This is a genomic window from Paenalicyclobacillus macrosporangiidus, from assembly GCF_900116805.1.
Lineage (GTDB): Bacteria > Bacillota > Bacilli > Alicyclobacillales > Alicyclobacillaceae > Alicyclobacillus_H > Alicyclobacillus_H macrosporangiidus.
In genome coordinates, this window is the sequence record NZ_FPBV01000001.1 from 198666 (window position 1) to 223250 (window position 24585).

Annotated in this window: 21 protein-coding genes and 2 riboswitches; of the genes, 13 read left to right on the top strand and 8 right to left on the bottom strand. The window is 66.4% G+C overall.

Features of this window, described 5'->3' with window-relative positions; genetic code table 11:
• Window positions 1-87: 87 nt before the first annotated feature.
• Window positions 88-172, top strand: a riboswitch (cyclic di-GMP riboswitch).
• A 71-nt stretch (window positions 173-243) separates the two neighbouring features.
• The 5 genes from BM357_RS00900 (at window position 244) to BM357_RS00920 (ending at window position 2523) form a co-directional block, all read left to right on the top strand.
• Complete coding sequence (locus BM357_RS00900) at window positions 244-474, top strand: helix-turn-helix domain-containing protein (RefSeq protein WP_074948667.1); 231 nt, start codon at window positions 244-246, stop codon at window positions 472-474.
• A gap of 96 nt (window positions 475-570) precedes the next feature.
• Window positions 571-903, top strand: coding sequence for a hypothetical protein (locus tag BM357_RS00905; protein ID WP_074948669.1), 333 nt, complete (start codon window positions 571-573; stop codon window positions 901-903).
• A gap of 126 nt (window positions 904-1029) precedes the next feature.
• A complete protein-coding gene (locus BM357_RS00910; protein WP_281245550.1) occupies window positions 1030-1401 on the top strand; it encodes an RNA polymerase sigma factor in 372 nt (123 codons plus the stop codon).
• A gap of 190 nt (window positions 1402-1591) precedes the next feature.
• Window positions 1592-1897: an MTH1187 family thiamine-binding protein gene (locus BM357_RS00915; RefSeq protein ID WP_074948673.1), complete on the top strand. Its 306-nt coding sequence runs from the start codon at window positions 1592-1594 to the stop codon at window positions 1895-1897.
• Window positions 1894-2523 carry a GNAT family N-acetyltransferase gene (locus BM357_RS00920; protein ID WP_245783785.1) on the top strand — a complete coding sequence of 210 codons (630 nt, stop codon included), beginning with the start codon at window positions 1894-1896 and terminating at the stop codon, window positions 2521-2523. The genes BM357_RS00915 and BM357_RS00920 overlap by 4 nt, the downstream gene beginning before the upstream one ends.
• A gap of 64 nt (window positions 2524-2587) precedes the next feature.
• Here the strand turns inward: BM357_RS00920 and BM357_RS00925 are convergent, their stop codons facing one another.
• Window positions 2588-3487, bottom strand: a complete 900-nt coding sequence (locus BM357_RS00925; protein WP_074948675.1) for a 5'-3' exonuclease — start codon at window positions 3485-3487, stop codon at window positions 2588-2590.
• A gap of 142 nt (window positions 3488-3629) precedes the next feature.
• Window positions 3630-3731, top strand: a riboswitch (TPP riboswitch).
• A gap of 117 nt (window positions 3732-3848) precedes the next feature.
• Here BM357_RS00925 and BM357_RS00930 point away from each other — a divergent pair.
• Both BM357_RS00930 and BM357_RS00935 read left to right on the top strand, forming a co-directional pair.
• A complete protein-coding gene (locus BM357_RS00930; RefSeq protein WP_074948677.1) occupies window positions 3849-4415 on the top strand; it encodes an ECF transporter S component in 567 nt (188 codons plus the stop codon).
• Window positions 4412-7084 carry an ATP-binding cassette domain-containing protein gene (locus tag BM357_RS00935; protein WP_074948679.1) on the top strand — a complete coding sequence of 891 codons (2673 nt, stop codon included), beginning with the start codon at window positions 4412-4414 and terminating at the stop codon, window positions 7082-7084. The genes BM357_RS00930 and BM357_RS00935 overlap by 4 nt, the downstream gene beginning before the upstream one ends.
• Window positions 7085-7199: 115 nt before the next feature.
• On the opposite strand, the gene BM357_RS19605 is transcribed toward BM357_RS00935, so the two are convergent.
• Window positions 7200-7415, bottom strand: a complete 216-nt coding sequence (locus BM357_RS19605) for a hypothetical protein (RefSeq protein ID WP_175511387.1) — start codon at window positions 7413-7415, stop codon at window positions 7200-7202.
• Window positions 7416-8080: 665 nt separating this feature from the next.
• Here BM357_RS19605 and BM357_RS00945 point away from each other — a divergent pair.
• The 3 genes from BM357_RS00945 (at window position 8081) to tkt (ending at window position 12770) form a co-directional block, all read left to right on the top strand.
• Complete coding sequence (locus BM357_RS00945) at window positions 8081-9439, top strand: hypothetical protein (protein ID WP_074948683.1); 1359 nt, start codon at window positions 8081-8083, stop codon at window positions 9437-9439.
• Between the two features lie 107 nt (window positions 9440-9546).
• Window positions 9547-10695, top strand: a complete 1149-nt coding sequence (locus BM357_RS00950) for an MFS transporter (RefSeq protein ID WP_074948685.1) — start codon at window positions 9547-9549, stop codon at window positions 10693-10695.
• Between the two features lie 50 nt (window positions 10696-10745).
• Window positions 10746-12770, top strand: a complete 2025-nt coding sequence (gene tkt, locus BM357_RS00955) for a transketolase (RefSeq protein WP_074948687.1) — start codon at window positions 10746-10748, stop codon at window positions 12768-12770.
• 64 nt (window positions 12771-12834) lie between these two features.
• Here the strand turns inward: tkt and mrdA are convergent, their stop codons facing one another.
• Together mrdA and BM357_RS00965 are read right to left on the bottom strand one after the other, a co-directional pair.
• A complete protein-coding gene (gene mrdA / locus BM357_RS00960; protein WP_074948689.1) occupies window positions 12835-14892 on the bottom strand; it encodes a penicillin-binding protein 2 in 2058 nt (685 codons plus the stop codon).
• Window positions 14889-16106, bottom strand: a complete 1218-nt coding sequence (locus BM357_RS00965; protein ID WP_083430051.1) for a PucR family transcriptional regulator — start codon at window positions 16104-16106, stop codon at window positions 14889-14891. Before BM357_RS00965 ends, mrdA begins: the two co-directional genes overlap by 4 nt.
• A 302-nt stretch (window positions 16107-16408) precedes the next feature.
• Between BM357_RS00965 and fdhA the strand changes: the two genes are divergently transcribed.
• On the top strand, window positions 16409-17662 hold the full coding sequence (gene fdhA / locus BM357_RS00970; protein ID WP_074948691.1) for a formaldehyde dehydrogenase, glutathione-independent: 1254 nt from the start codon (window positions 16409-16411) through the stop codon (window positions 17660-17662).
• A 21-nt stretch (window positions 17663-17683) separates the two neighbouring features.
• The gene (locus BM357_RS00975; protein ID WP_074948693.1) at window positions 17684-18469 is read left to right on the top strand and encodes an MIP/aquaporin family protein; all 786 of its coding nucleotides are present in this window, start codon (window positions 17684-17686) and stop codon (window positions 18467-18469) included.
• Window positions 18470-18516: 47 nt separating this feature from the next.
• Here the strand turns inward: BM357_RS00975 and BM357_RS00980 are convergent, their stop codons facing one another.
• The 4 genes from BM357_RS00980 to BM357_RS00995 form a co-directional block, all read right to left on the bottom strand.
• On the bottom strand, window positions 18517-21654 hold the full coding sequence (locus tag BM357_RS00980; protein ID WP_074948695.1) for an MMPL family transporter: 3138 nt from the start codon (window positions 21652-21654) through the stop codon (window positions 18517-18519).
• 191 nt (window positions 21655-21845) lie between these two features.
• Window positions 21846-22313 (bottom strand): MarR family winged helix-turn-helix transcriptional regulator, encoded by a 468-nt coding sequence (locus BM357_RS00985; protein WP_074948697.1) that lies wholly within the window; start codon window positions 22311-22313, stop codon window positions 21846-21848.
• 60 nt (window positions 22314-22373) lie between these two features.
• Window positions 22374-23114: an LrgB family protein gene (locus BM357_RS00990; RefSeq protein WP_245783786.1), complete on the bottom strand. Its 741-nt coding sequence runs from the start codon at window positions 23112-23114 to the stop codon at window positions 22374-22376.
• Complete coding sequence (locus tag BM357_RS00995) at window positions 23111-23572, bottom strand: CidA/LrgA family protein (RefSeq protein WP_245783799.1); 462 nt, start codon at window positions 23570-23572, stop codon at window positions 23111-23113. Before BM357_RS00995 ends, BM357_RS00990 begins: the two co-directional genes overlap by 4 nt.
• Before the next feature lie 124 nt (window positions 23573-23696).
• Between BM357_RS00995 and BM357_RS01000 the strand changes: the two genes are divergently transcribed.
• Window positions 23697-24584, top strand: coding sequence for a LysR family transcriptional regulator (locus tag BM357_RS01000; RefSeq protein ID WP_074948699.1), 888 nt, complete (start codon window positions 23697-23699; stop codon window positions 24582-24584).
• Window position 24585: the final 1 nt, after the last annotated feature.

Genomic DNA, 24585 nt, shown 5'->3' on the forward strand with positions numbered 1-24585 from the left:
TGACAGGATGGTATCTTGCCCGCACTCGAGCCATATCGCCGATTGAGCCAAAGTAAACACCCTATTATACTTAAGATACAAAACGAAAGACACAACGGGCAAACCTCGGGAAACCGGGGGACGCAAAGCCATGGGCCTACGGCGTTCAAGCTATGGTTGCCAGGTTGCTAATACTCGGCGTGCAACTGGCGATAGTTTGCCAGTTTTTTGTTTTCTCATACCGTCAAAGAGGCAGGTGTCCGCGTGAAGCAACCCAAGCTGAGACAATTGACCCACCGTGCGCAAAACGGCGACCAGGACGCGATTGTTCAGATTATTCAACGCCTGATGCCGCTCATCAAGAAATACAGTCACCACAACGAGGACGATGAAGTGGAGTTGATGTTGTGGGTCACGCAGGCCGTGCGCAGATACAAGCCGAACACGACCTGGGGGCGCGATGAACTCAGACGCTGGCAGGAGCGGTCGCGGTGAGTGCACGTGGGCGTTGTTAAATCATCTAGCTGATCCCGCCTTATAGAGTACAGGGGCTGAGCACACCGCAAGGACGCCGAGGATGGGGGAAGGCGTATGCAAGGGCTGGGATGGGAGTGGTTGCAGAGCCCGGAGGCGTTGAGCGCAGCAGCGGTCATCATCATCGAGTACGTGAAGGACGTTCCGGGGATTCGGCGGATTCCGACCAAACTGCTGGCGCTGATTGTGGGGGAGGCCTTGGTGATGCTGACAATTCAACCTTTTCCCACCACCCTGCGAGGATTGGCGGTGATCTGGCTGGACGGATTGCTGGTTGGCGCGGCATCCATCGGAGGTTGGCATTTGGTGCTGGAATGGGCGGGACGCCCCGAAGTCGTGAGGCGGCATGTCAGGTGTTTGCGTGATCGCCGGGTTTCCACGCGCGGTTGACGGTTTAGGCATAGTCCACAGAGGACCTCCATAGGCTGGGGTAGCACGACAAACGCTCATTGCGAAGAGGGTGTTCGGGATGAAACCATTCCCTTAGCTGACCCTTGGGATCTCGCGGAGGCGCGGATTGTAGCGTGGTTTGTCACCGGCATACGCCAGGAGGGCGCGAGGTTGGCCAGGAAGAGAGAGATTCTGCGGCATCGGGAGCTCTTGATTCTGAATGCGCCAGCTGAAGAGGACGGCGAGGACATGTTGTACCTCTTGGCGGCGCACTCCGACACCGCGTCGGAGGCCGAATACCACGTGTTCCTCGAAACCGCGCTGTCGTTGCTCACACCTAAGCAGAGAACGGTCATCATCGCCACGGTCATCCAGGGTGTGCCGGAGCACGTGTTGGCAGAACAACTGGGCATCACGCAACAAGCAGTGCACCGCTTAAAGTCGCGCGCCTTGAAACGACTGAGGGCCTGTCTGATCGCCGAACACGCACCGAGTTGATCCGTCCGTGTGGCAGCTCGCCCCTGGAAACGAAGGACTGTTGTACGCCGGGTCCTTTTCACAAAACCAGGCCTCGCCGTTCAGGTTCGGCGGGGCTTATCCACGTCGTACTCTGCTGTGCGGGGCGATGGTACAATGGGTTGGTAACATGCGGACTGTGGGGTCCGGACTATACAAGGAGGAATTCACCATGGCCATTGTGGCCGTCAGCATCGCACCCCTCGGGACGGGCAGCACCAGCGTGAGCACATACGTGGCCGAGACGCAGCGAGTCCTGGAGCGCCATCCGAATCTCCGGTTCCGCCTCGATCCGATGTTCACCACCATCGAAGGCGAACTGCCGGAGATCTTCCAGGCGATTCAGGAGATGCACGAGGCGCTGGTGGCGATGGGCGCGAAGCGGTTGTCGACGGTCGTGAAGATCGACGATCGGCGGGACGTCTCCCACTCGATGGAAGAAAAGGTCGCCGCTGTCGAGGAGAAGACGCGCCGGTGACCACCCAGCCGCACGGACCGCAGCGAGAACAGGAACCGGCTCGGGAGTCGGAGCGGGAACGTGGAAGAACCGTTGAGGGAGCCGGTCAGGGGGCACTTCTGGAGACGGACCGCCTCCTCCTGCGCCCCTTCACCGCGGCGGACGCGCCCTCCGTCCAGCGCTTGGCGGGGGACTCGGACATCGCGCGGACGACCCTCAACATTCCCCATCCTTATCCGGACGGCGCCGCCGAAGCGTGGATTCAGGCCGCGAACGAGGCGGAGCGGGCCGGCGCTCAGTACATGCGGGCGATGGTGCGCAAAGACAGCGGGGAACTGGTCGGCTGCGTCGGCCTCGGCGTCGCCCAGCGGCACCACCGGGCCGAGCTCGCCTATTGGGTCGGGCGCCCCTGGTGGAATCTGGGCTACGCCAGCGAAGCCGCGCTCCGCATGGTCCAGTTCGCCTTCACCGATCTCGGGCTGCACCGCGTCTGGGCGGCCGCCATGCCCCACAACCCGGCGTCGATGCGGGTCATGGAGAAGATCGGCATGCGGCGAGAAGGCCATCTCCGCCACCACGCATTCAAGGACGGCCATTTCATCGACCTGGTGTATTACGGCATCGTGAAGGGTGATCCACTCCCCTGACGCCCGGCCCTCCTCTGATCCCCTTCACCGATTTCTTTCACCGATCTCCGCCGATCCTCGCGCTTCACCCCGCGGCGCCGGCCGCCGTCGCGGCGCGGGCCAAGCGCTCTGCCGCCCGCTCCAGCTCGAGTGCCCGCAGCGCCTCCAGGGCGTCGCTGAGGTGGACGCGCAGCAGGCAGTCGGCGAGATCGAACGGCAGCGGCACGTCCGTGACGATGGTCGCCAGGCGCTTGCTGAGCAGGGCGATCTCCCGGTGTGCCACGATGCGATCCCGCAGCCGAACCGGCAACGCCTCCGCGTTCGCCAGCACCCTCTCCAGGGTCCCGTGCTCGGCCAGCAGCTTCTTCGCTGTCTTCTCGCCGACGCCGGGCACCCCCGGAATGTTGTCGCTGGCGTCGCCCATGAGTGCTTTGAGATCGATGATTTGAGACGGGGTCAACCCCCACGTCTCCAGGAGCGTGGCCGGCGTGTACACGTCGGTCTCGGCGACGCCGCGGCGGAGGATGCATACCGTCACCCCGTCGGCGACCAGTTGGAGGGCATCGCGATCGCCCGTGAGGACGAGGCCGTCCCATCCCTGCTCCTGACAGCGGAGGGCGAGGGTGCCGAGGATGTCGTCCGCTTCGTACCGAGGGTCGGCGTGCTGTGCCACCCCGAGCGCCGCGAGCACCCGCTGCGTCGTCTCAAACTGCTCCAACAGCGCCTCCGGCAACTCGCCTCGCTGGGCTTTATAGGCCGGATATAGGTCGCGCCGGAACGTGTCGCGGGTGGTGTCCCAGGCGATGACCACATAGCGGGGCCGCACCCGTTCCAGCGCGTGCGTGAACATGTGGAGGAATCCCATCACCCCGTTGGTGTACCGCCCGTCGGCCGCGCGCCGCGGGCGGCCGCCATAGAGCGTCGCGAAGTACGCTCGTACCAACAGGGAACTGCCATCGATCATCAACACATCGGCAGGGACCAACGTCGTCCTCTCCTTCCCGTATCCTCGTCATCATACCACTGGCCGGGAGGATTGCGCAGGACCCGGTCCGGTCCGGCATCGTCGTTGCGGGCGTATTGCACCCGCAGGTCCGGCGTGCTACAGTGAAGGTGACAATTTCATCGTGAGGCGCTAGGGGTGCCGTACCGGCTGAGAAGCGGCTTGCCGCTAACCCTATGGACTCGATCTGGATAATACCAGCGGGAGGAAGTGCCATCGGACAACACGTGCGTGGGACCTCTTTTGTGGGCCGGATCGGTCGATTGTGCAGACCGGGCGGAACACGAAAGAGGTTTTTGATTTCCAGCGTGTTCCCGCCTCACGGAAAGAAGGGGTGTTGGGCATGCAGTGGAAACTGCGGGACATTGTCGTGGCGGCGATTCTGTCGGTGGTGTGCGGCGTGGTGTACATGGGTTGGGACTTTTTTACGGAGGTCATCACCAAGGGCTGGAGCCCGGCGGCGGCGGGCATCGTCAACGGCGTGTGGTGGATCGCGGCGGGGCTCGTCGCGTACATCGTGCGGCGGCCGGGCGCGGCGTTTTTCGCGGGCGTGGTCAGTGCGTTCTTTGAGTTCGCCTTCGGCAGCCCGTACGGGACGGGGGCCATCATCTCCGGCCTGGTGCAGGGCATCGGCGCGGAGGCGGGCTTCGCGCTCGGCGCCTGGAAGCGGTACGGCGCCGGGATGATGATGCTCTCCGGGGCGCTCGGCGGCGTCGGCAACACGCTGCAGTGGTACTTCCAATACGGAGGCAACCAGTACGGCACGGGCACCATCCTCGGGTACCTGGTGCTGACGCTCATCAGCGGGGCGGTGTTGGCGGGGCTGTTGCCGAAGTGGATCGCGGACGCGCTCAACCGGGCGGGCGCCTTGCGAAATTTTGAGATCGGAAGGCAAGCGGGATCGAGATGAGCCGAACGGACGTCCTGACACGGCCCCAGGCCCGGGACGCGGAACGGCCGCTGGTGGCCCGGACGCCCGAGGAGCGGTCGGACGAGGCACCGGAGAAGCTGCGGGACGAGGCGCCGGTGCTGGCGGATGGCACGCCGCGGCGTGCGGAACGCCCTTGCCTGCTGCGGCTGCGCGGCGTGGACATCGCGTATGAGGACGGGCGGCCGGCGGTGAGCGGGATCGACTTCGAGTTGCATCAGGGGGAGTCGGTGCTGTTCCTCGGGCCGAGCGGGTGCGGCAAGAGCACGGTGGCGATGCTGTGCGCGGGCCTGATTCCGGAGGCGGTCGAGGCCAAGGTGACGGGCGAGGTGGTGCGCCACCCGTCGCTCGATGCGCCGGGGGCGGTGGGTTACGTCTTTCAGGACCCGGACGCGCAGTTCTGCATGCTGCGGGTGGACGACGAGATGGCGTTCGGGCTGGAGAACCAGGGCTTGGCCAGGGCGGAGATGGCGGAGCGGATTCGCGGAAGTCTGGCGCAGGTGGGACTGGCCGGGCAGGAGCGGGCCAATCACGCGGTCTTCTCCGGCGGCATGAAACAGAAATTGGCCATCGCCTGCGCGCTGGCGATGCACCCGAGGTTGCTGATCCTCGACGAGCCGACGGCCAACCTCGATCCGCTGGCCACCCGCCAGGTGTTCACGGAGATTGCGCGGCTGGCACGGGCCGGGCAGACGCTGCTCGTGATTGAGCACAAGTTCGATGCCCTGTTGCCCTGGATGGACCGGGTGGTGCTGTTCGACGCGGCGGGCCGCGTGCACCGGGCGGGCCCGACCGCCGAGGTGATCCGGGAAGAATGGGACTGGCTGGTCGCCGAAGGCGTCGTGGCGCCGTGGAAGGCGCGCCCAGTGTGGCTGGATGGATCGCCGGAAGGCGGGCCGGACGCTCCTTCGGGGGATGCGGCGGACACCGGGGCCTGGCGGGTGGCGGAACCTGCGGCGGCTCCAGGGGCGGCGCGATCGGCGAAATCGGCGGCATCGGCGGGATCGAATGTGGCCGAACCGGCCTTCTCCATCCGCAACGGCCGCTTGGCCTACGACGGGCGTCTTGTGTGGCAGGACGTGTCGTTCGACGTGCCCCGGGGTGCATTCGTGGCCATCGTCGGGCCAAACGGTGCGGGCAAGTCGTCCCTGCTGCAGGGGATGGCGGGGCTGCAGCGGCTCAGCGGCGGCGAGGTCCGGTTGTTTGAGAGAGAGATCCGAGCATGGCGGCCGGCGGATCGCGTGCGGGCGGTGTCCTATTGCTTCCAGAATCCGGAGTACCAATTCATCTACGAGCGGGTGGCGGATGAATTGGCGAACCGGCCGGTGGGGAATGAGGTGCCGCCGGAGACGATGCGGCTGCTCGAGGCATTCGGGTTGGCGGGCTGCGCGAAACAGAGCCCGTTCGGGTTGAGCCAGGGCCAGAAGCGGCGATTGAGCGTGGCGTCGATGTTGCGGGAGCCGCACGACGTGTACCTGCTCGACGAGCCGACGTTCGGGCAGGACGCGCGCACGCAGCAGGCCATCCTGGACCGGTTGGCGGCGCTCCACCAGGAGGGGCGGACGGTGGTCATCACCACGCACGACCTGGACCTGGTGCGCCGGTACGCCACCCATGTGGCGGTGGTGGCGGACGGGGGCCTGTTGTACTGGGGATCGCCCGCAGGGCTATGGCAGCGTCCAGACGTGATGGCGAAGGCCCATTTGGTAGACGATGTGCGGCCGCTGGAGGAAGGTGATGCGGCGGCGCCAGAGCCCCAGGGAGGCGCAGGACCTGCGATGGCGCCGGAGCCGCAGGGGGGCGCTGGGCCTGCGGCGGCGCGACCGGCGCGGGACGTAGGCGCAGGACCTGCGGCCGTATCCGGAGCCGAATCCTGGCCGGCGTCCCTCGCGGCCGAACCGCTGCGCAAGGGGCTGGTGTACCGGCTCAACCCGCCGTGGCATCTGGTGACGTGCGTGATCGCCATCGCGATCGGCATCTTCGCCCACACCCTGCCCGAGGCGGTGGCGATGTTCCTGTGGCCGCTGGTGCTTCTGTTCGGCGCGGCCCGTCTGTCGCCGCGTCGGGTGGTCGTGCGGCTGTCGCCGTTTCTCATCTTCTACGTGCTGTACGTGTGGACGCTGACGGCGTACGCCCGCGTGGAGCCGGGGACGAGGACCCTGGACTTCCTGTGGATGCACCTGAGTTATCCGGGGTTCATCGCGGGGTTGGTGCTCGCGTTTCGCATGCTCGGCGCGGTGTGCTTCGGGGTGCTGTTCGTGACGGCGACGGACGTGACCGATCTGGTCGTCGGCCTGTGCCAGACCTTCCGCGTTCCGCCCAAGTTTGCGTACGGCACGCTGGCTGGAATTCGCTTCATGCCGCTGTTTCAGTCGGAGTGGACGAAACTCAGGCAGGCCCGGCAACTGCGCGGCAAGGATGCCCGCTGGCGGGCGCTGCGGCCGGTGACGTATGCGCTGCCCCTGTTGGCGCAGGCGATCCGGATGAGTGAGCGGGTCGCGATCGCGATGGAGGCGCGGGGATTTCGCGGCGCGCCGGCGGATCGACCCGATGGCCGCGCCTACTATCGCGTGGTGCCGGTGCGCCGCTTGGACTTCGCGTACTTGGCCGTGGTTTGTGGGATTTCGATCACGCTCTTGTGGTGCTTTTGAGGCGGCCGTTGCGGTCCGGGAAGGGGTTGCCCGGGAAGGGGATGGTCCAGGCCGAGGCGGTGGAGGTCGCTGGCCCGGATGGCCGGTGAAGGAGCGGCGCCGGGCCGGCTTGCGTTCACTCGAAATCGTCAGGGTTGTCGACGGTGGTCCATGCGTCGCTGCCGCGCGCGCCCTGGGCCTGCCGGGCGGTGGATGGGCTGGCGGCGGGTGCGGCCGCAGGCGCGGCGGTGGCGGCGGTGGCGTCTTGCTGGGCGGCCTCAGGGATCGTGTCGCCCAGTTGCCCCTCGTAGGCGAAGTCGTCGGGGCTGTCCACGTCGACCAGCGACGTCACCTCTGTATCCCGTTGCCGCAACGGTTCCGTGGGGTGGGGGTGTCCGTTCACTGCATGGGTATCGGCCCTCGCGTGTTGGTCGGGGCCCGATATGCGTTCGTCCAAAGTGATCTCCTCCTTTTTCGTTCCTGGCGCAAGGTACGCGATGAACGGCTTGCGATCCGCCGGCACGAGTCACCACTTGGTTCATCAGATGGTACGAAACGGTGGCGGCTCTGAAACGGCTTCGCTTGGGGCTCGGCGGACAGGTGGTTCATGGCTAATTTGTCCAACGTGGTGCCGGCCTAGACACGGGGGACGCGGGTTTGGGGCGCGATGATGCCGCGGTCGTCACCATGTACTCCCTTCATGACCACTTTTAAGTCGCGGCGCTGGTGTGCAGGGAGTGGGTGGCGGAACGGAGTTCCGCGATGCGGAACTGCGAAATGTGAGGCAGCATGCCCATCGCCACATGCACAGGTGGAACCCAGGGCGAGTGGAGCCGGTCAGGGGTGTCCAGTCAGAGGCATCCACAGCCCCACGCGTCGACGCCCCCGCATACCGGGCCCGCGCCTCACCCGTCCACCCTCTCCATCCCTGCCCCCTACGCGCGCCCGCGTCACCCATCCGAGCCCTCCTCCATAAGATGCGGCACCGACATCAGCCCACTGGGAGGAGGCCACCCCATGACCCTGACCGTGTCCCACTGGATCTACCTCGCCGTCGTCGTGCTCGTTATCATCGGCATGGCGATGCGGCGAGGTGTCATCCCGCTGTGCGTGATCGGCACGTTCGTGCTCGGTTGGGTGTATTCGGGCCACTTCGTGATCGGCGTGCAGACCCTGTTCAACGCCAGTCTGACCAGTGCGAACGTGCTGCTGGAGATCATCCTCATCATCGCCATCATGATTGCGCTGCTGCGTCTGCTCGAGCACATCGGGGCGGATCAACTGCTGCTCAGGCCCGTGCGCAACCTGTTCCGCGGACCGGGCATGGCCTTCTGGGGCACTGGGGTGATCAAAGGGGTCGTCTCCGCGTTCGTCTGGCCGACGCCCGCAAGCATGATGATTGGGCCACTGATGATCCCCATCGCGCTTCGCGCCGGCCTGCCCATCCTCGGCGTGGCGATGGCCATGAACCTGTTCGGCCACGGCATCGCCCTGTCCGGAGACTTCGTGATTCAAGGCGCGCCGAAGCTCACCAGCGCTGCCGCGGGGGTGACCGTGATGGACATCATCCGCGCCAGCGTGCCGTTGGTGATCGCCACCGGATTGGTCAGCACCGTGATCGCTTACGTGCTGCTGCGCCGCGATATGCGCCGCGGCCGCCTCACCGCGGAGGCCGTGCCCGAGGTGCCGGCCGAGCGCACGTACAGTTTTGCCGCACGCTTCGCCGCCATCGTGGTACCGCTCGCGTTTCTCGCCACCATTGCCGCCACCATCGTCCTCGGGCTGCGCGGCGGTGATGCCACCGCGCTCATCGGCGGGGTGAGCCTGTTGTTGTTCCTGTTGATCGCGTTCCTCGAACACGGCTTGAAGGCCTACCAGGCCGTCATGGAATCCCTGCAGTCCGGCTTCACCTTTTCCATCCGCATCTTTGCCCCCGTCATTCCGATTGCAGGTTTTTTCTTCATGGGATCGCCCGACATCGCGCCGCAGATCCTCGGCAAGGGGGCGCCGGGGTACCTGTTCGATCTCGGTCGCGCCCTCGCCGCCCACGTCCCGCTCTCCGCGGTGCCGGTGGCTATCATCGTGGTGTTGGTCGGCGTGATCGCAGGACTGGACGGCTCGGGGTTCTCGGGCTTGGTATTGGTCGGCACCTTGGCGCAGGCGCTCGGCACGCCGATTGGCGTCCATGTCGCCGTGCTGGCGGCGCTGGGACAGATGGGCTCTGTGTGGAGCGGCGGCGGCACGCTCGTGCCGTGGGGCGTGCTGGACATCGCCGGCGTGACCGGGTGCAGTCCGGAGGACTTGACGAGGCGAAACTTCCTGGCGGTCATCTGCGGCCTCATCGCCGCGACGGCGGTCGCCATCGCGATGATGTGATGGCGGCACCAGGAGCGTCGACCGACGGCCCGCGCATCCCCAGGCGGCCCCCGCGCATCCCGCGCTTGCGCGTGTGCACGGGCCTGCGGTCGTGTAGAATGGAACGTATGAATCGGCAGATATGGTGGACAAGCGCATTGTTCTGCAATGAATTCATCCGGGCCGCCCTGTACTACGTGTGGGTGCCCGTCGTCCTGCCGCACCGGGTGCACATGCCCATCTGGTGGGTGGGCCTTTGCACGAGCGGCCAGTTCGCCGCCGACGCCGCGACCAAGCTGGCGTACGGGGTGGCCGCCGCCCGGGGCTACGCCCGTTGGACGGTGCGCGGCGGAATCCTGCTGGCCATCGCCGCGGTGGCCGTGCTCCTGGCAACCCACAGCAGTTGGGCCGCGCTGGCGTGTTCCATCCTGTACGGGTGCGGGGCGGCGTCCGTGTGGCCCGCGGCGCTCACCCATTTCGGCCAACGGATTGGGGGCGCGAAGGCGGAATCCCTGGCGCAGGCGTTCATCCCGTGGATGTCGGGGACGGGCATCGGCATGTTTGCGCCGAATTTGCTGCTGCACATCCGGTACGGAACGCTGACCGTGCTCGGCCTGATGGCCTCCATCCTCGTCGTGAGTGCATGGGCCATCCGGCCGGAGAACCGCAGCGGGACGCCGTCCCTGCGGCGCGAGGTCCTGCTCGCCCGGGTGCTCGGGCGAAAGCTGCGGCCGTTCCTGCTGCCGATGGTGCTGCAGACCCTGGTCATCGGCACCATCACTCCGTTTCTCGCGCTGTTCGGCGTGCGATCCCTCCACTTGCACACCTGGGCGTACGCCCTCTTTCTCATCGCCACCGGGGCCATCACCGTGGCGCTGCTGATCCCGCTCGGGCGGGTATCCGACCGGATGGGGAAGCTGCCGGTGTTGTCGATCGCGTTCTTGGCCTCGGCGGCCGGTGTCGCCGTGTTGTCCATGTGCCGATCGTGGGAGCGGGCACTGGTGCCGGCGGCGGTATTCGCCGCCGGATTCGGGGCTGTGTTTCCCACCTGGAACGCCCTCTTCATGGACGCCGTGCCGCACTGGCTGCACACGCGCGCCGTGGGGCTGTTCACCGCCGTGGAGGACTCGGGCACCGCGCTCGGGCCGTTTATCGGGGGGCTCGCGTGGCAGGGGCTGGGGGCGTCCGGGCCTTTCCTTGTCGCCGCCGCGGTGATGATGTTGTTGTCGGTGTACTTTTTCGCCTGGTGGCGCCACGACGTTCGCCGGCGAAGGTGAGCGTGGCGCAGGGTGCCGGGGAGTTTTTCGCTGTCGCCGCATGACGTGCTATGATACAACGAGGAAAAGCGTGCCAAGGAGTGGTCCACGTGCCTTTCAACGAGATCGATCAACGCGCCGTCAACGCCATCCGCGCCCTGTCCATCGACGCCATTGAGGCGGCCAACTCGGGCCATCCGGGATTGCCGATGGGGGCGGCGCCGATGGCATACGTGCTGTGGTCGCGGTTTTTGCGGTTCAACCCGAAGAACCCGAAGTGGATCAACCGGGATCGCTTCGTGCTGTCGGCGGGCCACGGATCGATGCTGTTGTACAGCCTGCTGCACCTGACCGGGTACGACGTCTCGCTGGAGGACATCCGGAATTTCCGGCAGTGGGGATCGAAGACGCCGGGCCATCCGGAGTACGGCCACACCCCGGGGGTGGACGCGACGACGGGGCCGCTGGGCCAGGGCATCGCGATGGCGGTCGGCATGGCGATGGCAGAGCGGTTTTTGGCGGCCACCTTCAACCGGCCCGGCCATACCCTGATGGACCACTACACATACGTGCTGTGCGGGGACGGCGATTTGATGGAAGGAATTTCCTATGAAGCGGCCTCCCTCGCCGGACACCTCGGCTTGAACAAATTGATTGTCCTGTACGACTCCAACGACATCTCGCTCGACGGCCCGACGTCGTGGTCGTTCACGGAGGACGTGGGGAATCGGTTCCGGGCGCTCGGCTGGAACGTGCTGCGGGTGGACGACGGCAACGATCTCGCGGCCATCGAGCAAGCCATTTCGGAGGCGCGCCAGTCGGCCGACAAACCCACCTTGATTGAGGTGAAGACCATCATCGGTTTCGGCGCGCCGACGAAACAGGGGACCAGCGCGGCCCACGGGACGCCGCTCGGCCCGGAGGAAGCGGCCCAGGCGAAGGCGGCCTACGGTTGGACGTTCGATCCGTTCGTCGTCCCGGACGACATTCGCGCCCACTTTGCGGCCATCGGGGCGCGCGGGGCGGAGCTGGAGGCCGCCTGGGACCAGGCGGTGGAGGCGTACGGGAAGGCGTACCCGGAGGAGGCGCAGAAGTTCGTCGACGCGCTGCATGATCGCGTGCGGATCGACTGGGACGCCGTCCTGCCCGCTTTCGAAGGCGCGGTGGCGACGCGCGACGCGTTCGGTAAGGTGGTGAACGCCATCGCGCCGCACGTGCCCACGCTGATTGGCGGTTCGGCGGACCTGTCGGGATCCAACAAGACCATTCTGAAGGACGAGCCGCACTTCGCGCGCGCGTCCTACCACGGGCGCAATTTCTTCTACGGGGTGCGGGAGCACGCGATGGGCGCGGTGCTCAACGGCATGTCGCTGCACGGCGGGGTGATGCCGTACGCCGGGACGTTCCTCGTCTTCTCCGACTACCTGCGCCCGGCGCTGCGCCTGGCGGCGCTGATGAAACAGCCGGTGATCCACATCTTCACCCACGACAGCGTGGCGGTGGGCGAGGACGGGCCGACCCACGAACCGATTGAACAGTTGGCGTCGCTGCGGGCCATTCCGGGCTTCAAGGTGTTCCGGCCGGCCGACGCGACGGAGACGGGGCTCGCGTTCCGCTACGCGCTCGAGCACCGGGACGGGCCGGTGGCCATCGTCCTGACGCGCCAGAAGGTGCCGGTGCTGGCGGAGGTCAAGGAGCGCGCGGCGCTGTTTCCCCGCGGCGGTTACGTCCTGTTCCAGGAAGGAGAGGGCAATCACCTGATCCTGATGGCCAGTGGCTCGGAGGTCCAACTGGCCCTCGGCGCCGCCCGGCGCCTGGCGGCCGAGGGCGTCGCGGTGCGGGTGGTCAACATGACCTGCATGGAGCTGTTCGACGCCCAGGACGAGGCGTACAAAGAGAGCGTCCTGCCGAGCGCGGTCACCCGCCGTCTGGCCATCGAGATGGCGCACCCGATGCCGTGGTACAAGTACGTCGGCCGGGAGGGGCGGATCCTCGGGATTGATCACTTCGGCGCCTCGGGACCGGGCGATGTGGTGGTGGAGAAGTTCGGCTTCACGCTGGACAACGTGCTTGCGGTGGCCTGGGCGATGGTGTGATCGCCCGGGTTGGAACCACCCGTATTCTGAAAGGTGCCTCCACATCCGATGGTGAACGGCGTCCTCATCCCTTCGCCTGCTCCGGCTTGACGTACGAAGACCACATCTTGTAATCCGCGGGGATCCGGGTGTCCGACCACTGTTCTTTCGGGAAGAACTGGTGGTGCTCCTGGAAGTAGGCGTCCATCAACTGGCGCGCCACCGGCGCCGCCGTCTCCGCGCCGTACCCGGCGCCCGGGACCATGACGCAGACTGCAATCTGCGGGTTGTCAAACGGCGCGTAACCGACGAACACCGAGTTGTCCATGTTCACGCCGCCCTCCGTGATCTGCGCCGTCCCCGTCTTGCCCGCCGCCGCATACGGTGCGCCCTGGAACGCCTGCGCTGCCGTTCCGACGGTGGTCGCCTCGTGCATGCCCTCCTGCACAATCTTCAAGTACTGTGCCGGGATGTTCAGCTTCGCCTGCACCACCGGCTTGATCTCCTGAGGCGGGCTTCCGTCCTGCGGGACAATCTTTGCCACCAGATGCGGCTGCAGCCGCACCCCGTTGTTGGCGATGGTGGCCACGTACTGCGCCAACTCAATCGGCGTGAACTGCTGCGTCTGCCCGATGCCTGCCATTGCCAAGTCGGCCGGGGAGCCGTAGAGCGGATAGCTGCCGTTTTTCTTCAACGATTCCTCCGCCTTGTCCAGGTCCAGTTGCACGCGCTGCATCTGCTTGCGCGAATCTTCCACATAGAATCGGCCCTGGGCCTCGTAAGGCAGGTCAATCCCGGTCTTGGCGCCCAGCCCGAAATCCCGTTCTCCCTGAAAGAGGGTGGTGATGCCCCGGGCAAACTGGGTGTTGAGCCACTGCGGGTACGACGACGCCCCTGTGAAGCCGCCGCCGCTAGAGGCATCCGCGCCCATCCACTTGCCGAGCCACAGGCCCACCTCGTAGAAGAACGTGTCGCAGGACTGGGCGATGGCCTTGACCGGCGTCACCAGGCCGTGGTACTCATTGTTGTCGTTCATCTTTGTTGTGCCGACATAGGTGATGGTGTGGTCCTGAAACACCGTGTTCGGTGTCACGATGCCGTTTTTCAGCGCCGTCACCAGGTTCGCCATCTTGACGGTCGATCCGGGCGTGCGCGGGCTCTGGATCACGTTGTTCAACTGCGCTCCTGAGGTCTCGACATAGTGCTTGTGCGGATCGTATGCCTTCGACCCGCCGACGAACCAATTCGGATCGAGGTACGGGTAGCTGACCATGGCCAGCACCCCGCCCGTCTTCACGTCGAGCACGACCGCCTCGGCGTCGTGGATGTATGCGGCATACTTCGACTTCTCCACGGCATCCATTAGCACCTGCTGGGCGATGGCCTGCAGGTGGCCGTCGAGCGTCAGTTGCAGGTTCGCCCCTGGCACGGGCGCCGGGTCATAGTCCAGTGTCTGAATCGGACTGCCATTGCTGTTGACCTGCACAATCTGCTTGCCCACCTTGCCCTGCAGGACGCGCTCATACTGCAACTCCAGACCGGCAACTCCGACTTTCTGCGTCCGCAGATAATGCAGTTCATCCACATAGTACGTCTCTTTTCCCGCCGGGATCTGGCCCGTGTACCCGAGCACCTGTCCGGCCAGCACCCCGTAGGGATACGTCCGCTGCGACTCCACCATGACGTCGACGCCCGGCAGCTCCGAGCGATGCTCTTCCACCCATGCCAGTTGCTGGTCCGTCAACCCTGACGCCAGCTCAATCTGCGACTGATAGGTCTCTTGTTGCATGGTCTCGAGCAAGTCGCTCTCTTTGACCTTGAGTACCGGCGCCAATTTGGCCGCGATGCTGGGCAGTCGGGGTTTCAGGGACGGGTCATTTGCTAGATACAGGGTGTACGCCGGCTTGTCGTAGGCGAGCAGGTCACCGTTTGCGTCGTAGATGCGCCCCCGCGCCGGCAGCACCGGGATGGTGTCTTGACGGGCATTGGACGCCTTCTCGCGAAATTCTTCGCCGCGCGCAATCTGCAGGTAGCCCAAGCGCAGGATCAGCGACAGGCTGGCCAAAAACGTCATGCCATAAACGACATTCGCTCGCCGCGCAAGAGAGCGCTCCGATCTTTTCGTCTTCTTCGTCCTGATCATGGGTACCGGTCTCCCGTGTCGGTCTTTCCGAGGGCATGAAGCAGTTCATGGGCCTGGAGCGCGGTCCAGATGGACGTGATCTGCTGGAGATCGCGCAGGGACAGGCCGAGCAACTGTTCGATGTGCCGGATGCGGTACAGCAGCGTGTTTCGGTGCATGAAGAGGACCCGGCTGGCCTGGGAGGCGTTCTGGTCACAACTGAGGTAGACCCACAGCGTATCCAGCAGGTGCCGGTGGTTCGGTTCCAAGAGCGGCCCGAGCGTGCCCTGGACGAGCCGCAACAGGTCCGCCTCCGGGAGGCTGGCCAGCATGCGGAGCATCGGAGGGCTCAGCCGGTTGGAAATGAGTCCGTGCTGGCCAAACCGCTCGGCATAGCGGAGGACCACCTCCTGCTCCCGCAGGCTGGGGCCGAGGTCGTGTTCGTCGCGCGCCCAGGACACGTACGCCCGGGCGGGGAGGCGGGCGGCCAGCCTGCGTTCCGCGTAGGCGGACCATGCATCGAGCCACTCGTGGGCCAGATGCTGGCCGGCGGACGGATTGGACGAAGGCAGGATGGCGAGGATACCGTTCGGCCGGTAGGCGAGAAACGGGAAGGCGGGTTGATACCGCCAAACGTGCGTCACCAGGAAGCCGCGAAGGATGTCCATGTTTTGATACTTCTCCTCTGGCTGTGTCAGCTCCATCCCGATGAGCAGATAGCCGGGATGGGGCGGCAGCCCGCACAACGTCAGCAGGCGAAGGTTTTCCGCGGTCACCCCGTCCAGGAGGATCTTTTGAACCTTTTCCCCGCGGCGTTCGGCTTCCGTCGCCGACCACTCCGAGAGTTCCGTCAAAATAAGGGCGAGCCGCAGAGAATAGAGGGACCACGCGGTCTCGTCCATCACTCGTTGCAGCGGCGCGGACGAGCGAATCGTCCCGTACACCGTGTTTTGGTCGGTGATCTCGTAACGATGCCAATGGTCCTCGGGGATCTCCACGTCGCGGTTCGCCATCATCCTCCGGACCGGCACCCCGCGCGCGTCCTCGAGCAGGAACGATTGATCGGGCGCCATTCGATGCAGCTCAGCCAGATGGCGATCCAGTTGTTGCAGCAGCCATCGCCCGCGCCGGTCGGCGTGCAGGAACTCTGCCGTGGCATGGGGGGCAACCGGATCCATCCGTTGAACGTCGGTGCGGGCGACGTGGATAGGCTCCCTGCGGTTCCTCGGTTTCACCCGAAATCACCTCCGCGTCCGCGTGAAGCTCGGTCAACCGGCCGTGGGAACCGGGCCGGAACCGTGTCTCCAGTTGTGCAGATGCACAAATCCGGCACGTCAATCTGACAAATCAGACGATTGTTCGTTGAGACGCCCGGTTCGGCCGCCGTATGCTCATCCATGTAAACCCTTACATCCACCTTTTACTGTACCACACCGAACCCAGATGGGAAGCGGGGGTGAGCGGCAGATCAGACGCTTCCGACTGTGCGGTCTTGGAATGACCTTGGCGCGTGGAAATCCGTGAGGAGGGATGAAGGATGCCGGGAAATCGTGCGGTCGTGTACAAAGGGCCGGGCCGAGTGGCGGTGGAGACCATCGATTATCCGGAGCTGGTGCTCAAGGACGGGCCGGGCGTCAACCCGTTGAACGTCGGGCGCAAGTGTGAGCACGGCGTGATTCTCAGGGTGGTGTCGACAAACATCTGCGGCAGCGACCAACACATGGTCCGCGGGCGGACCACCGCGCCCGAAGGCCTGGTGCTCGGTCACGAGATCACGGGTGAGGTGATTGAGGTCGGCCGCGATGTGGAGTTCATCAAAAAGGGAGACCTGGTTTCCGTTCCCTTCAACATCGCCTGCGGGCGGTGCCGGAACTGCAAGGAAGGCAACACGCACATCTGCCTGAATGTCAATCCGGATCGCCCCGGTTCCGCCTATGGATACGTGGATATGGGGGGCTGGGTCGGCGGTCAAGCGGAGTACGTGATGGTGCCGTACGCCGACTTTCAGTTGCTCAAATTCCCGGACAAGGATCAGGCGATGGAGAAGATCCTCGACCTCACCATGCTGTCGGACATCTTCCCGACCGGGTATCACGGGGCGTACAGCGCCGGAGTGACCACCGGATCGACCGTGTACGTCGCGGGGGCGGGTCCGGTCGGCCTGGCGGCGGCACACGCGGCGCAGCTGCTGGGCGCCTCCGTGGTCATCGTGGGCGACCTGAACCCGGCGCGCCTGGAGCAGGCCCGGAGCTTCGGCTGCGAGACCATCGATCTCAGCCAACACGCCGACGTCGGCGAGATGATTGAACAGATCCTCGGGGTGCCGGAGGTGGATTGCGCCGTCGACTGCGTCGGCTTCGAGGCGCACGGTCACGGGCGCGATCACCAGGAGGAACCCGCGACGGTGCTCAACACCATCATGCAGATCACTCGGGCCGGCGGGCGCTTGGGGATCCCAGGGCTGTACGTGACGGGCGATCCCGGCGCCAAGGACGAGGAGGCGAAAATTGGCTCCCTGCGCATCCGCATCGGTCTCGGTTGGGCCAAGGCCCACTCCTTCGTCACCGGTCAGACGCCTGTCATGCGCTACCACCGCCAGCTCATGAACATGATCCTGAGCGGACGGGCGCAGATTGCGAAAGCGGTCAACGCGACCGTCATTGACCTGGACGATGCCCCGCGCGGTTACGCGGATTTTGACAGGGGTGTGGCGAGAAAATTCGTCCTCGACCCCCACGGTTTGGTGCGCAAACACCATCCGGAGCGTTTCCTGGCCTTCAGCCAGAACTGACTCGGCGGGGCGGGTGACAGGATGGACACGTCGCCTTCCCTGTTGAAGCGCGGTGTGGCGGAGCTGATTGGGACCGCGATGCTCGTCTGGATTGGGGCGGGCACCGCGGCGTTCAACGGCGTGTTGTCGAGCGACGCCCGCCACGCCGTCACCCTGGCCGACGTGGGTGTGGTCAGCCTGGCGTTCGGGATGGTGGTGCTGGCGATGATCGCGGCGTTCGGCCCTATCTCCGGCTGCCACATCAACCCGGCGGTGACGGTCGGGCTGGCCGTGACGGGCCGTTTTCCCTGGCGGGAGGTGCCCGCCTACGTGCTCGCGCAGGCCGTCGGGGCGGTGGTGGGGGCGCTGGGGATTGTGCTCGTCCTCGGTTCGGCCGGGACCTCGGTCGGCAACACCGGGGCGACCGTCCTGGCTCCGGGGATTGGCCTGGTCCGCGGGACGCTCATCGAGGCGGCCAACGCCTTCGTCCTGATGACCGTCATCATGGGGGCGGCCGTGGACGGCCGTGCCGCAGGCCGGTGGGCCGCTGTGCCCATCGGTCTGACCGTGGCCGGCATCATCATGGCGACGGCGGGGCCGACCGGATCGTCCTTCAACCCGGCCAGGACGTTCGGGCCCTATGTGGTCGACAGCCTGTTCGGGGGGCACGTGTCGTGGGCGCAATACCCGGTGTACCTGATTGGGCCCGTCGCGGGTGCCGCCATCGCCGCGTGGGTCCACGACTGGGTGGCTGATTTCCGCGTGCACGCCGTCCGGCCTCCGGCCGAGGGACGCCAGACGGATCACGTCGGAGAACCCTTGCGCTGACGCCCTGGCATGCGACACCTCCGCGCTCATGAAAACCGGCAGCCAGGTCACACCTGGCTGCCGGGACCTTCCAGGGAGGGCCGAACGGGTGCGCGCTCCCTTGCACCTGTCCCCGCCCCCTCTTCTTCGTCTCCATCTTCTTCCTCGTGCCATCGCACGAAGGGCCACGGATGGGCCGGGCCCACCAGGGCGATGGCCGCCGGCATGAAGAACGCCAGCAGCACGAACACGTAGAGGAACAGCCCCACGACGACCGACAGCCCAATCTCGACCATGGTCGCCATGCCGGTGACCATCATGGAACCGAAGGTGCCGGCCATGATGACGGCGGCCGAGAAGACGACGCCGCCCATCCGGCGCATCGCCGTGCGCATGGCGCGCATCGGCATCGGGCCGCGCGGGGCGATGCGCGAGCGCTCCGCGGTGTCGCCGCGCCGGCCGGCGTCCCAGCCCGCCCAGTACTCCTCGTCGAAGCGGGACATCAGGAAGATGCTGTAGTCCACCCCGAGCGCAACCAACAGCAGGAACGTGAAGAACGGCACTGTCCAGCTGACGCCGTCCTGGCCGAGCACGTGCACCGAGAATTGCTGCACCAAGCCCATGGTGACGAAGTACGTCGCCGCCAGGGAGACGAGGATGAGCAGCGGTGTCAGCACCGAGCGGAGCATCGCCACCAGCAGGACGAAGATGGCGCCAAATACCAGAGTCATCGTCCAGGAGAAGTCCTCGCTGGACAGGGTGTTCATCGCCGCCTGGAACGCCGTCGTGCCGCCCACGTACACCTCTCCCGTGTGTACCGGACTCGCCGCCAGGGCGACCGACGCGGCCTGACGAAGCTGATTCACGGTCGCGATGGCCTCGGGCGAATACGGGGTGTGGTTGAGCAGCACCCGGAACTTCGCCACATGCCCGTCCGGTGACACGAAGGCATCGAGGGCCTGCCGGAGTTCGGCGTTGTTCTGGATCTCGCTCTGCGGCACGTAAAACCCGGGCGACGGCGCCGCGCTCGATTCGGACAAAAATGACTGCGCCTGTGCGACGCCGGACTGCAGTTTCTGCGCCGCGCCGGCCGCTTGGCTGAGTCCGGTGGCCAGGTCACCGCTCTTCTGCGTGAACTGCGCGATCCCGCTGGCCAATTGCCCGCCTCCGTCCGCCACCTGGCTCGCGCCGCCGGCCAGCCGGTGGGCGCCCTGGGCGAGCTGGGTGGCAGAACCGGCCACCTGGTTCATGCCGCCGACGAGGCCCGGCATGGAGACGGCCAGTTGCTTGGCTCCCGCCGCCAACTGCTGGCTCGAGGCGGCCACCTGCTGGGTGCCCTGCGCAAGCTGCTGGGCCAGTTGCTCAATCTGCTGCCAGTTCGGGTTGTTCGCCTGGTCCGGATGGGCCGCTGTCCACTGGGCGATGGCACCCGCCAGCGCGGACGCCGCCGTCGACACCTGCCCCGCGGCACCGCTCAACTGCTGGGTGCCGTCGGAAAGCTGCGCCGCCGCCTGGCTGGCCTGTGCGGTCCCGTCCGCGAGCTGCTTGGCGCCGCCCGCGAGGCGGTCGGCGCCCGACGCCAGCTGACTGGCGCCCCCGGCCGTTTGCCGGGCACCCTGGGCGAGGCTCGCGGCCCCCGACTGCAGCTGATTCAAGGCGCCCTGGGCCTGGCCGCCCTGTTTCGCCGCACTGCCGAGCTGGTCAGCCATCTGGCCGAGGCCGCCCTTCACCTGGCCGAGGCCGTCCGCGGCCTGCTGGTTCTGGTGGCTGAGTTCAAAATCGGTGACCACTTTGCCCAGCGGCTGCGTGGCGCTGTCCACCTCCGCGACCCCGTGGACGGAAGCCAATTGGCGTGAGATCCGGTCGATGGTGGCCAGCCCGTCGCTGGTGCGCAGGTTCGCGTCCGTCTTCAGGACCACGGTGGTCGGCATCGCTTCGCCCGTGCCGAACGCGTCCGACACCACGTGGAAGCCTTGCACGGAGGGGGCGTCCGGGATGTCGGCCATCGGATCGAACGAGCGGGACGGCCCGAAGGCGAGCGCCACCGGGGTGAGCACCACCGCCAACATCAGCGTGACCAGCCAGGGCCGGCGGGTGGACACGCGGCTGGTCCAGCCCCACAGCCGCGAAGGCCGGTGATCCATGCCCGGCTTCGGCACCACCGGCCAGTACAGATTGCGGCCGAAGAGGGCCATCAGGGCCGGGATGAGGGTGAGGCACGTCAGCAGCGTGATGGCCACACCGACGGCCACCCCTACGCCGGAGCGGTAGAGGCCGAAGTTGGCGAAGTACAGGGCCGCAAACGAGACGAGCACGGTCAGCGAGCTGAAGATGACCGTCTTGCCGACCCCGCGCAGGGCGCCGGCCAGGGCGTCGGCCCGGGTGTGGGTCTTGGTCAGCTCTTCGCGGAAGCGGTTGAGCAAGATCACCGTATAGTCGGTGCCCGCGCCGAACAGCACCGCAATCATGAAGGTCTGCGTGAAGGTCGACACCGGAAACCCGCGTTGGGCGAGCCACGCCACGACGCTCGAGGAGACCAGGTAGGACAGGCCGATGGCGAGCAGGGTCAACAGCGGCGCCAACACGGCCCGGAAGACCGCGAGCAGGATGACGAGCACCAGGCCGACGGTGACGACGGCGGTCTTGTCGGCCGCGCCCTGCATCAGGGTGATGGCGTCCTTCTGTACCGGCGTGTCGCCGGTCAGGTACACCTGGGCCCCGGCGGGCGGGTGCGCGAAGGCGTCATGCAGGCGCTGCAGGTCGTCTGATAGGCCCGGGTCCTCGATGTTCTCGGTCAGGCCCACCACGGCGATCTCGGTCGTCTTGTCGCTGCTGATGAACGAGCTGGCCATGTCCTTGGGGGCATTGTTTGCGGTCTGGACGTAGGACACGTGGTAGGACGCCTTGTCGCCGTCGACGCGCGCGAGGCCGTCCTCCAAATAGGCGCGGTCGGCGGAGGACAGGCCGCCCGCGCGATGGACGGCGACGATGACCGTGCTCTTTGCGTGATGATCCGGATCGACCTCGTCCGCCAACCGGCTCGCGACCATGCTGGGGTCCGAATCGGGCAGATACGTGGTGCTCTTGTGGGCCACGACGTCCGGCAGCTTGGGCAGGCCGACGAGCACCGCGGCGACCATGGCCGCCCAGAGGACGATGATGAGCCATTTCCATCGCGTCACGAAACGCGCGTACCACTCCGCCACGTCGTTTCACTCCTTTTCTTTGAATGGGTTGTCTCAATTGATTTCAATGTGAAGATATCTGCCGCAAAACCGCGGACGCGGACCTTTGCCGACCTCTCCCGACGCCTGGCGGGCGCGTCCCGATGTTGCGTATGACCGGTCAAATGTCGCCTTGACCGTCTTGACCTCTGTCGCGTGTCCCCTCTCGCCGGTCACCGCGACGGCTCCCCCTGCAGGCCGTCGAGGACGCGGATGGTGTTGCCCATGATCTCGAGCGCCGTGCGGGCGCGGTCCTCGCCGACCTGGCGGATTACGGCCGCCCATCGCTCGGTGCTGTGCCTGGACAGGGTGTCGGCGAGGGCTTCGCCGGCTTCGGTCAGGGAGAACCAGACCACGCGGCCGTCCTTTTCATCCGGCCTGCGGTGCAGGAGCCCGCGCTGAATCAGGCGCTTGGTCAAGCTCGTCACCGGGCCGGAGGTGACGCCGAGCAGGTCGGCGATGGTCGACGCGGTGCATGGCCCGTGGTGGCGCAGGTGGTGCAGCAGAAACGCCTGGGGCAGCGTCACGTCGGGCACCGGGAAGTCTTTGACGAAGTGCACCAGTTTGACCGCGAGCACCGGCAGAACCTGGTCCACCTGTTCGGCAAGGGCCCAAATGCGGCGGGATTCGTTGTCGTCCATGGCGTCGTGTGATGCCCCCTGAATGTGTCTTGCCACTCGCCAGCATAACAAAAGATATTTTCAATGTAAAGATATTATGTTCATCCACGGCAGCAACAGCGGGATGAGGACGACGCCGGCGAGGGCGGCGACGACCATGGACAGGCTGGAGAGGGTGCCTTCCTGCGAGCCCATCTCGAACGCCCGGGCGGTGCCGATGCCGTGGGCGCCCATCCCCATCAGGGCGCCGCGTCCCACGGGGGTGCGCAGGCGCAGGATCCGGGTCAGCCAGGGGCCGACGAGGATGCCGAGGATGCCCGTCGCAATCACGAACACGGCGGTGAGCACCGGATTGCCGCCGATCTGCTTGGCCACGGCCATCGCCACCGGCGTGGTGATGGATCGCGGGGCGAGGCTCCGCGCCACACCGTCCCCGAGGCCCGCCAGGTGGGCGAGGCCGATGGAGGAGATGACCGCCATCACGCTGCCGCACAACAGCCCGGCGCCGATGGCGGGGGCGTGATCGAGAAGGGCACGGCGGTGCCGGTACAGGGGAACGGCGAAGGCGACCGTCGCCGGCTGCAGCAGGCTGCTCAGCCAGTGGGCTCCGGCCATGTAGCGCGGGTACGGCATGCGCAGGAGCACCAGCAAGCCTGCCAGAAGGACGAGGCTCGTCAGCATGGGAGAGAGCAGCGGCCATCTCCAGCGCCGGTAGACGCGGCGGCAGGCGGCGTGGATGGAGACGGTCAGCGGGATCGACAGGATGGAGATGAGGTCCGGCGAAACAGCGTCGGACAGTTGGGTCAGGAATGCGTTCATCATCCGGATCGCCTCCCTGTGAGAGCTTGGTGCGCAAGCGGATGGGCCCGGCGCTGTCGGCGGCGGGTGATGGCGTCGGCGACCGCCCCGGTGATGGCCATCACCAGGGCGGTGCTGGTGAGGATGACGAGCAGGAGGCGCCAGCCATCCGCGCGGATGAGGGCGGGGTATTGGATGATGCCGACGGCCGGCGGCAGAAAGAAGAGCAAGAGCTGCGCGATCAGCCAGTCGGCGCCCGCCTCGACCCAGGCCAGCGGCACGACGCGAAACAGCAGCAGCAGAAACAGGACGGCGCAGCCGAGGATGCTGCCGGGCACGGGCACATGCAGGGCGGTCGCCACCCGGTTGCATACAGCGGCCAGCAGCCACAACAGCGCCGTCTGGAGGGCGATGCGGGCGGCCCGGGTGGCGATGCGAGCGGCCTTCGTGAGGCAGCGGGCGGTCTGGACGGCGATGCGCACCAATGCGGTTCCTCCCTTTGCAAAGCGTTTGCTCTCCAAATGTACGACACGTCAATTCATAGGTCCAATATATAATGTCGAATGGATCGATATGTATTGTGAATGTATCGAGGGGATGGCAGGGATGGAACTGCGGCATTTGGTGTATTTCGTGACCCTTGCGGAGGAGCGCCACTTTGGCCGCGCCGCGGCCCGCCTGAACATGACGCAGCCGCCGCTGAGTCAGCAGATCCGGCAACTGGAGGAGGAACTGGGTGTTCGGCTGTTCAGCCGGAGCTCGCGCCGGGTCGAACTGACGGCGGCGGGGGAGGTGTTTCTGGCGGAGGCGCGCAAGGCGTTGGCGCAGGTGGAGCGGGCGGCGGATGCGGCCCGCCGCGCGGGCCGGGGCGAGCTGGGGCGGCTGCGCGTGGGATTCGTCGGATCGGCGACGTACGACGTGCTGCCCGCGGTGCTGCGGGCGTATCGGGCGCGCCACCCGGGGGTGGATGTGGTGCTGCAGGAGCTGTCGACGCCGCAGCAAGAGGAGGCGCTGGTCACCGGGGAGATTGACGTGGGATTTGTGCGGCCGCCGTTGGCGGCACCGGAGCTGGCGCTGGAGGTGCTGGACGAAGCGCCGTGCGTGCTGGCGGTGCCGGTGCGTCATCCGTTGGCCGCCGCGGAGAAAGTCTCCCTGGCGGATCTGGCGGGGGTGCCCTTGGTGATGCTCTCGCGCAGCACGTGGGCCGGGCTGTACGACGAGGTGATTGGGCTGTGCCGGACGGCGGGTTTCAGCCCGGACATCCGCCAGGAGGCGAGGGAGTTCCAGACGGTGATTGGTCTCGTCGCGGGCGGGCTGGGGGTGGCGGTGGTGCCGGCACCGGCGAGGAATCTGCACACGCGGGACGTGGTCTACAAGGAGGCGGCAGGCATGCCGCGCGCCGTGATGGGCCTGGCGTGGCGGCGGGACGACGACGCGCCGGTGCTGCATGCGTTCGTGGAGGTGGCGCGCAGCCTGCGCGCGAGCGGGGTGTAGC

Bases quoted from the DNA above. Each gene is read 5' to 3' on its own strand.
- BM357_RS00905 (WP_074948669.1), top strand. From the start codon at position 571: ATGCAAGGGCTGGGATGGGAGTGGTTGCAGAGCCCGGAGGCGTTGAGC.
- BM357_RS00915 (WP_074948673.1), top strand. From the start codon at position 1,592: ATGGCCATTGTGGCCGTCAGCATCGCACCCCTCGGGACGGGCAGCACC.
- BM357_RS00930 (WP_074948677.1), top strand. From the start codon at position 3,849: ATGCAGTGGAAACTGCGGGACATTGTCGTGGCGGCGATTCTGTCGGTG.
- BM357_RS00935 (WP_074948679.1), top strand. From the start codon at position 4,412: ATGAGCCGAACGGACGTCCTGACACGGCCCCAGGCCCGGGACGCGGAA.
- BM357_RS00945 (WP_074948683.1), top strand. From the start codon at position 8,081: ATGACCCTGACCGTGTCCCACTGGATCTACCTCGCCGTCGTCGTGCTC.
- BM357_RS00950 (WP_074948685.1), top strand. From the start codon at position 9,547: ATGAATCGGCAGATATGGTGGACAAGCGCATTGTTCTGCAATGAATTC.
- tkt (WP_074948687.1), top strand. From the start codon at position 10,746: ATGATACAACGAGGAAAAGCGTGCCAAGGAGTGGTCCACGTGCCTTTC.
- mrdA (WP_074948689.1), bottom strand. From the start codon at position 14,892: ATGATCAGGACGAAGAAGACGAAAAGATCGGAGCGCTCTCTTGCGCGG.
- fdhA (WP_074948691.1), top strand. From the start codon at position 16,409: ATGCCGGGAAATCGTGCGGTCGTGTACAAAGGGCCGGGCCGAGTGGCG.
- BM357_RS00975 (WP_074948693.1), top strand. From the start codon at position 17,684: ATGGACACGTCGCCTTCCCTGTTGAAGCGCGGTGTGGCGGAGCTGATT.
- BM357_RS00985 (WP_074948697.1), bottom strand. From the start codon at position 22,313: ATGGACGACAACGAATCCCGCCGCATTTGGGCCCTTGCCGAACAGGTG.
- BM357_RS00990 (WP_245783786.1), bottom strand. From the start codon at position 23,114: ATGATGAACGCATTCCTGACCCAACTGTCCGACGCTGTTTCGCCGGAC.
- BM357_RS01000 (WP_074948699.1), top strand. From the start codon at position 23,697: ATGGAACTGCGGCATTTGGTGTATTTCGTGACCCTTGCGGAGGAGCGC.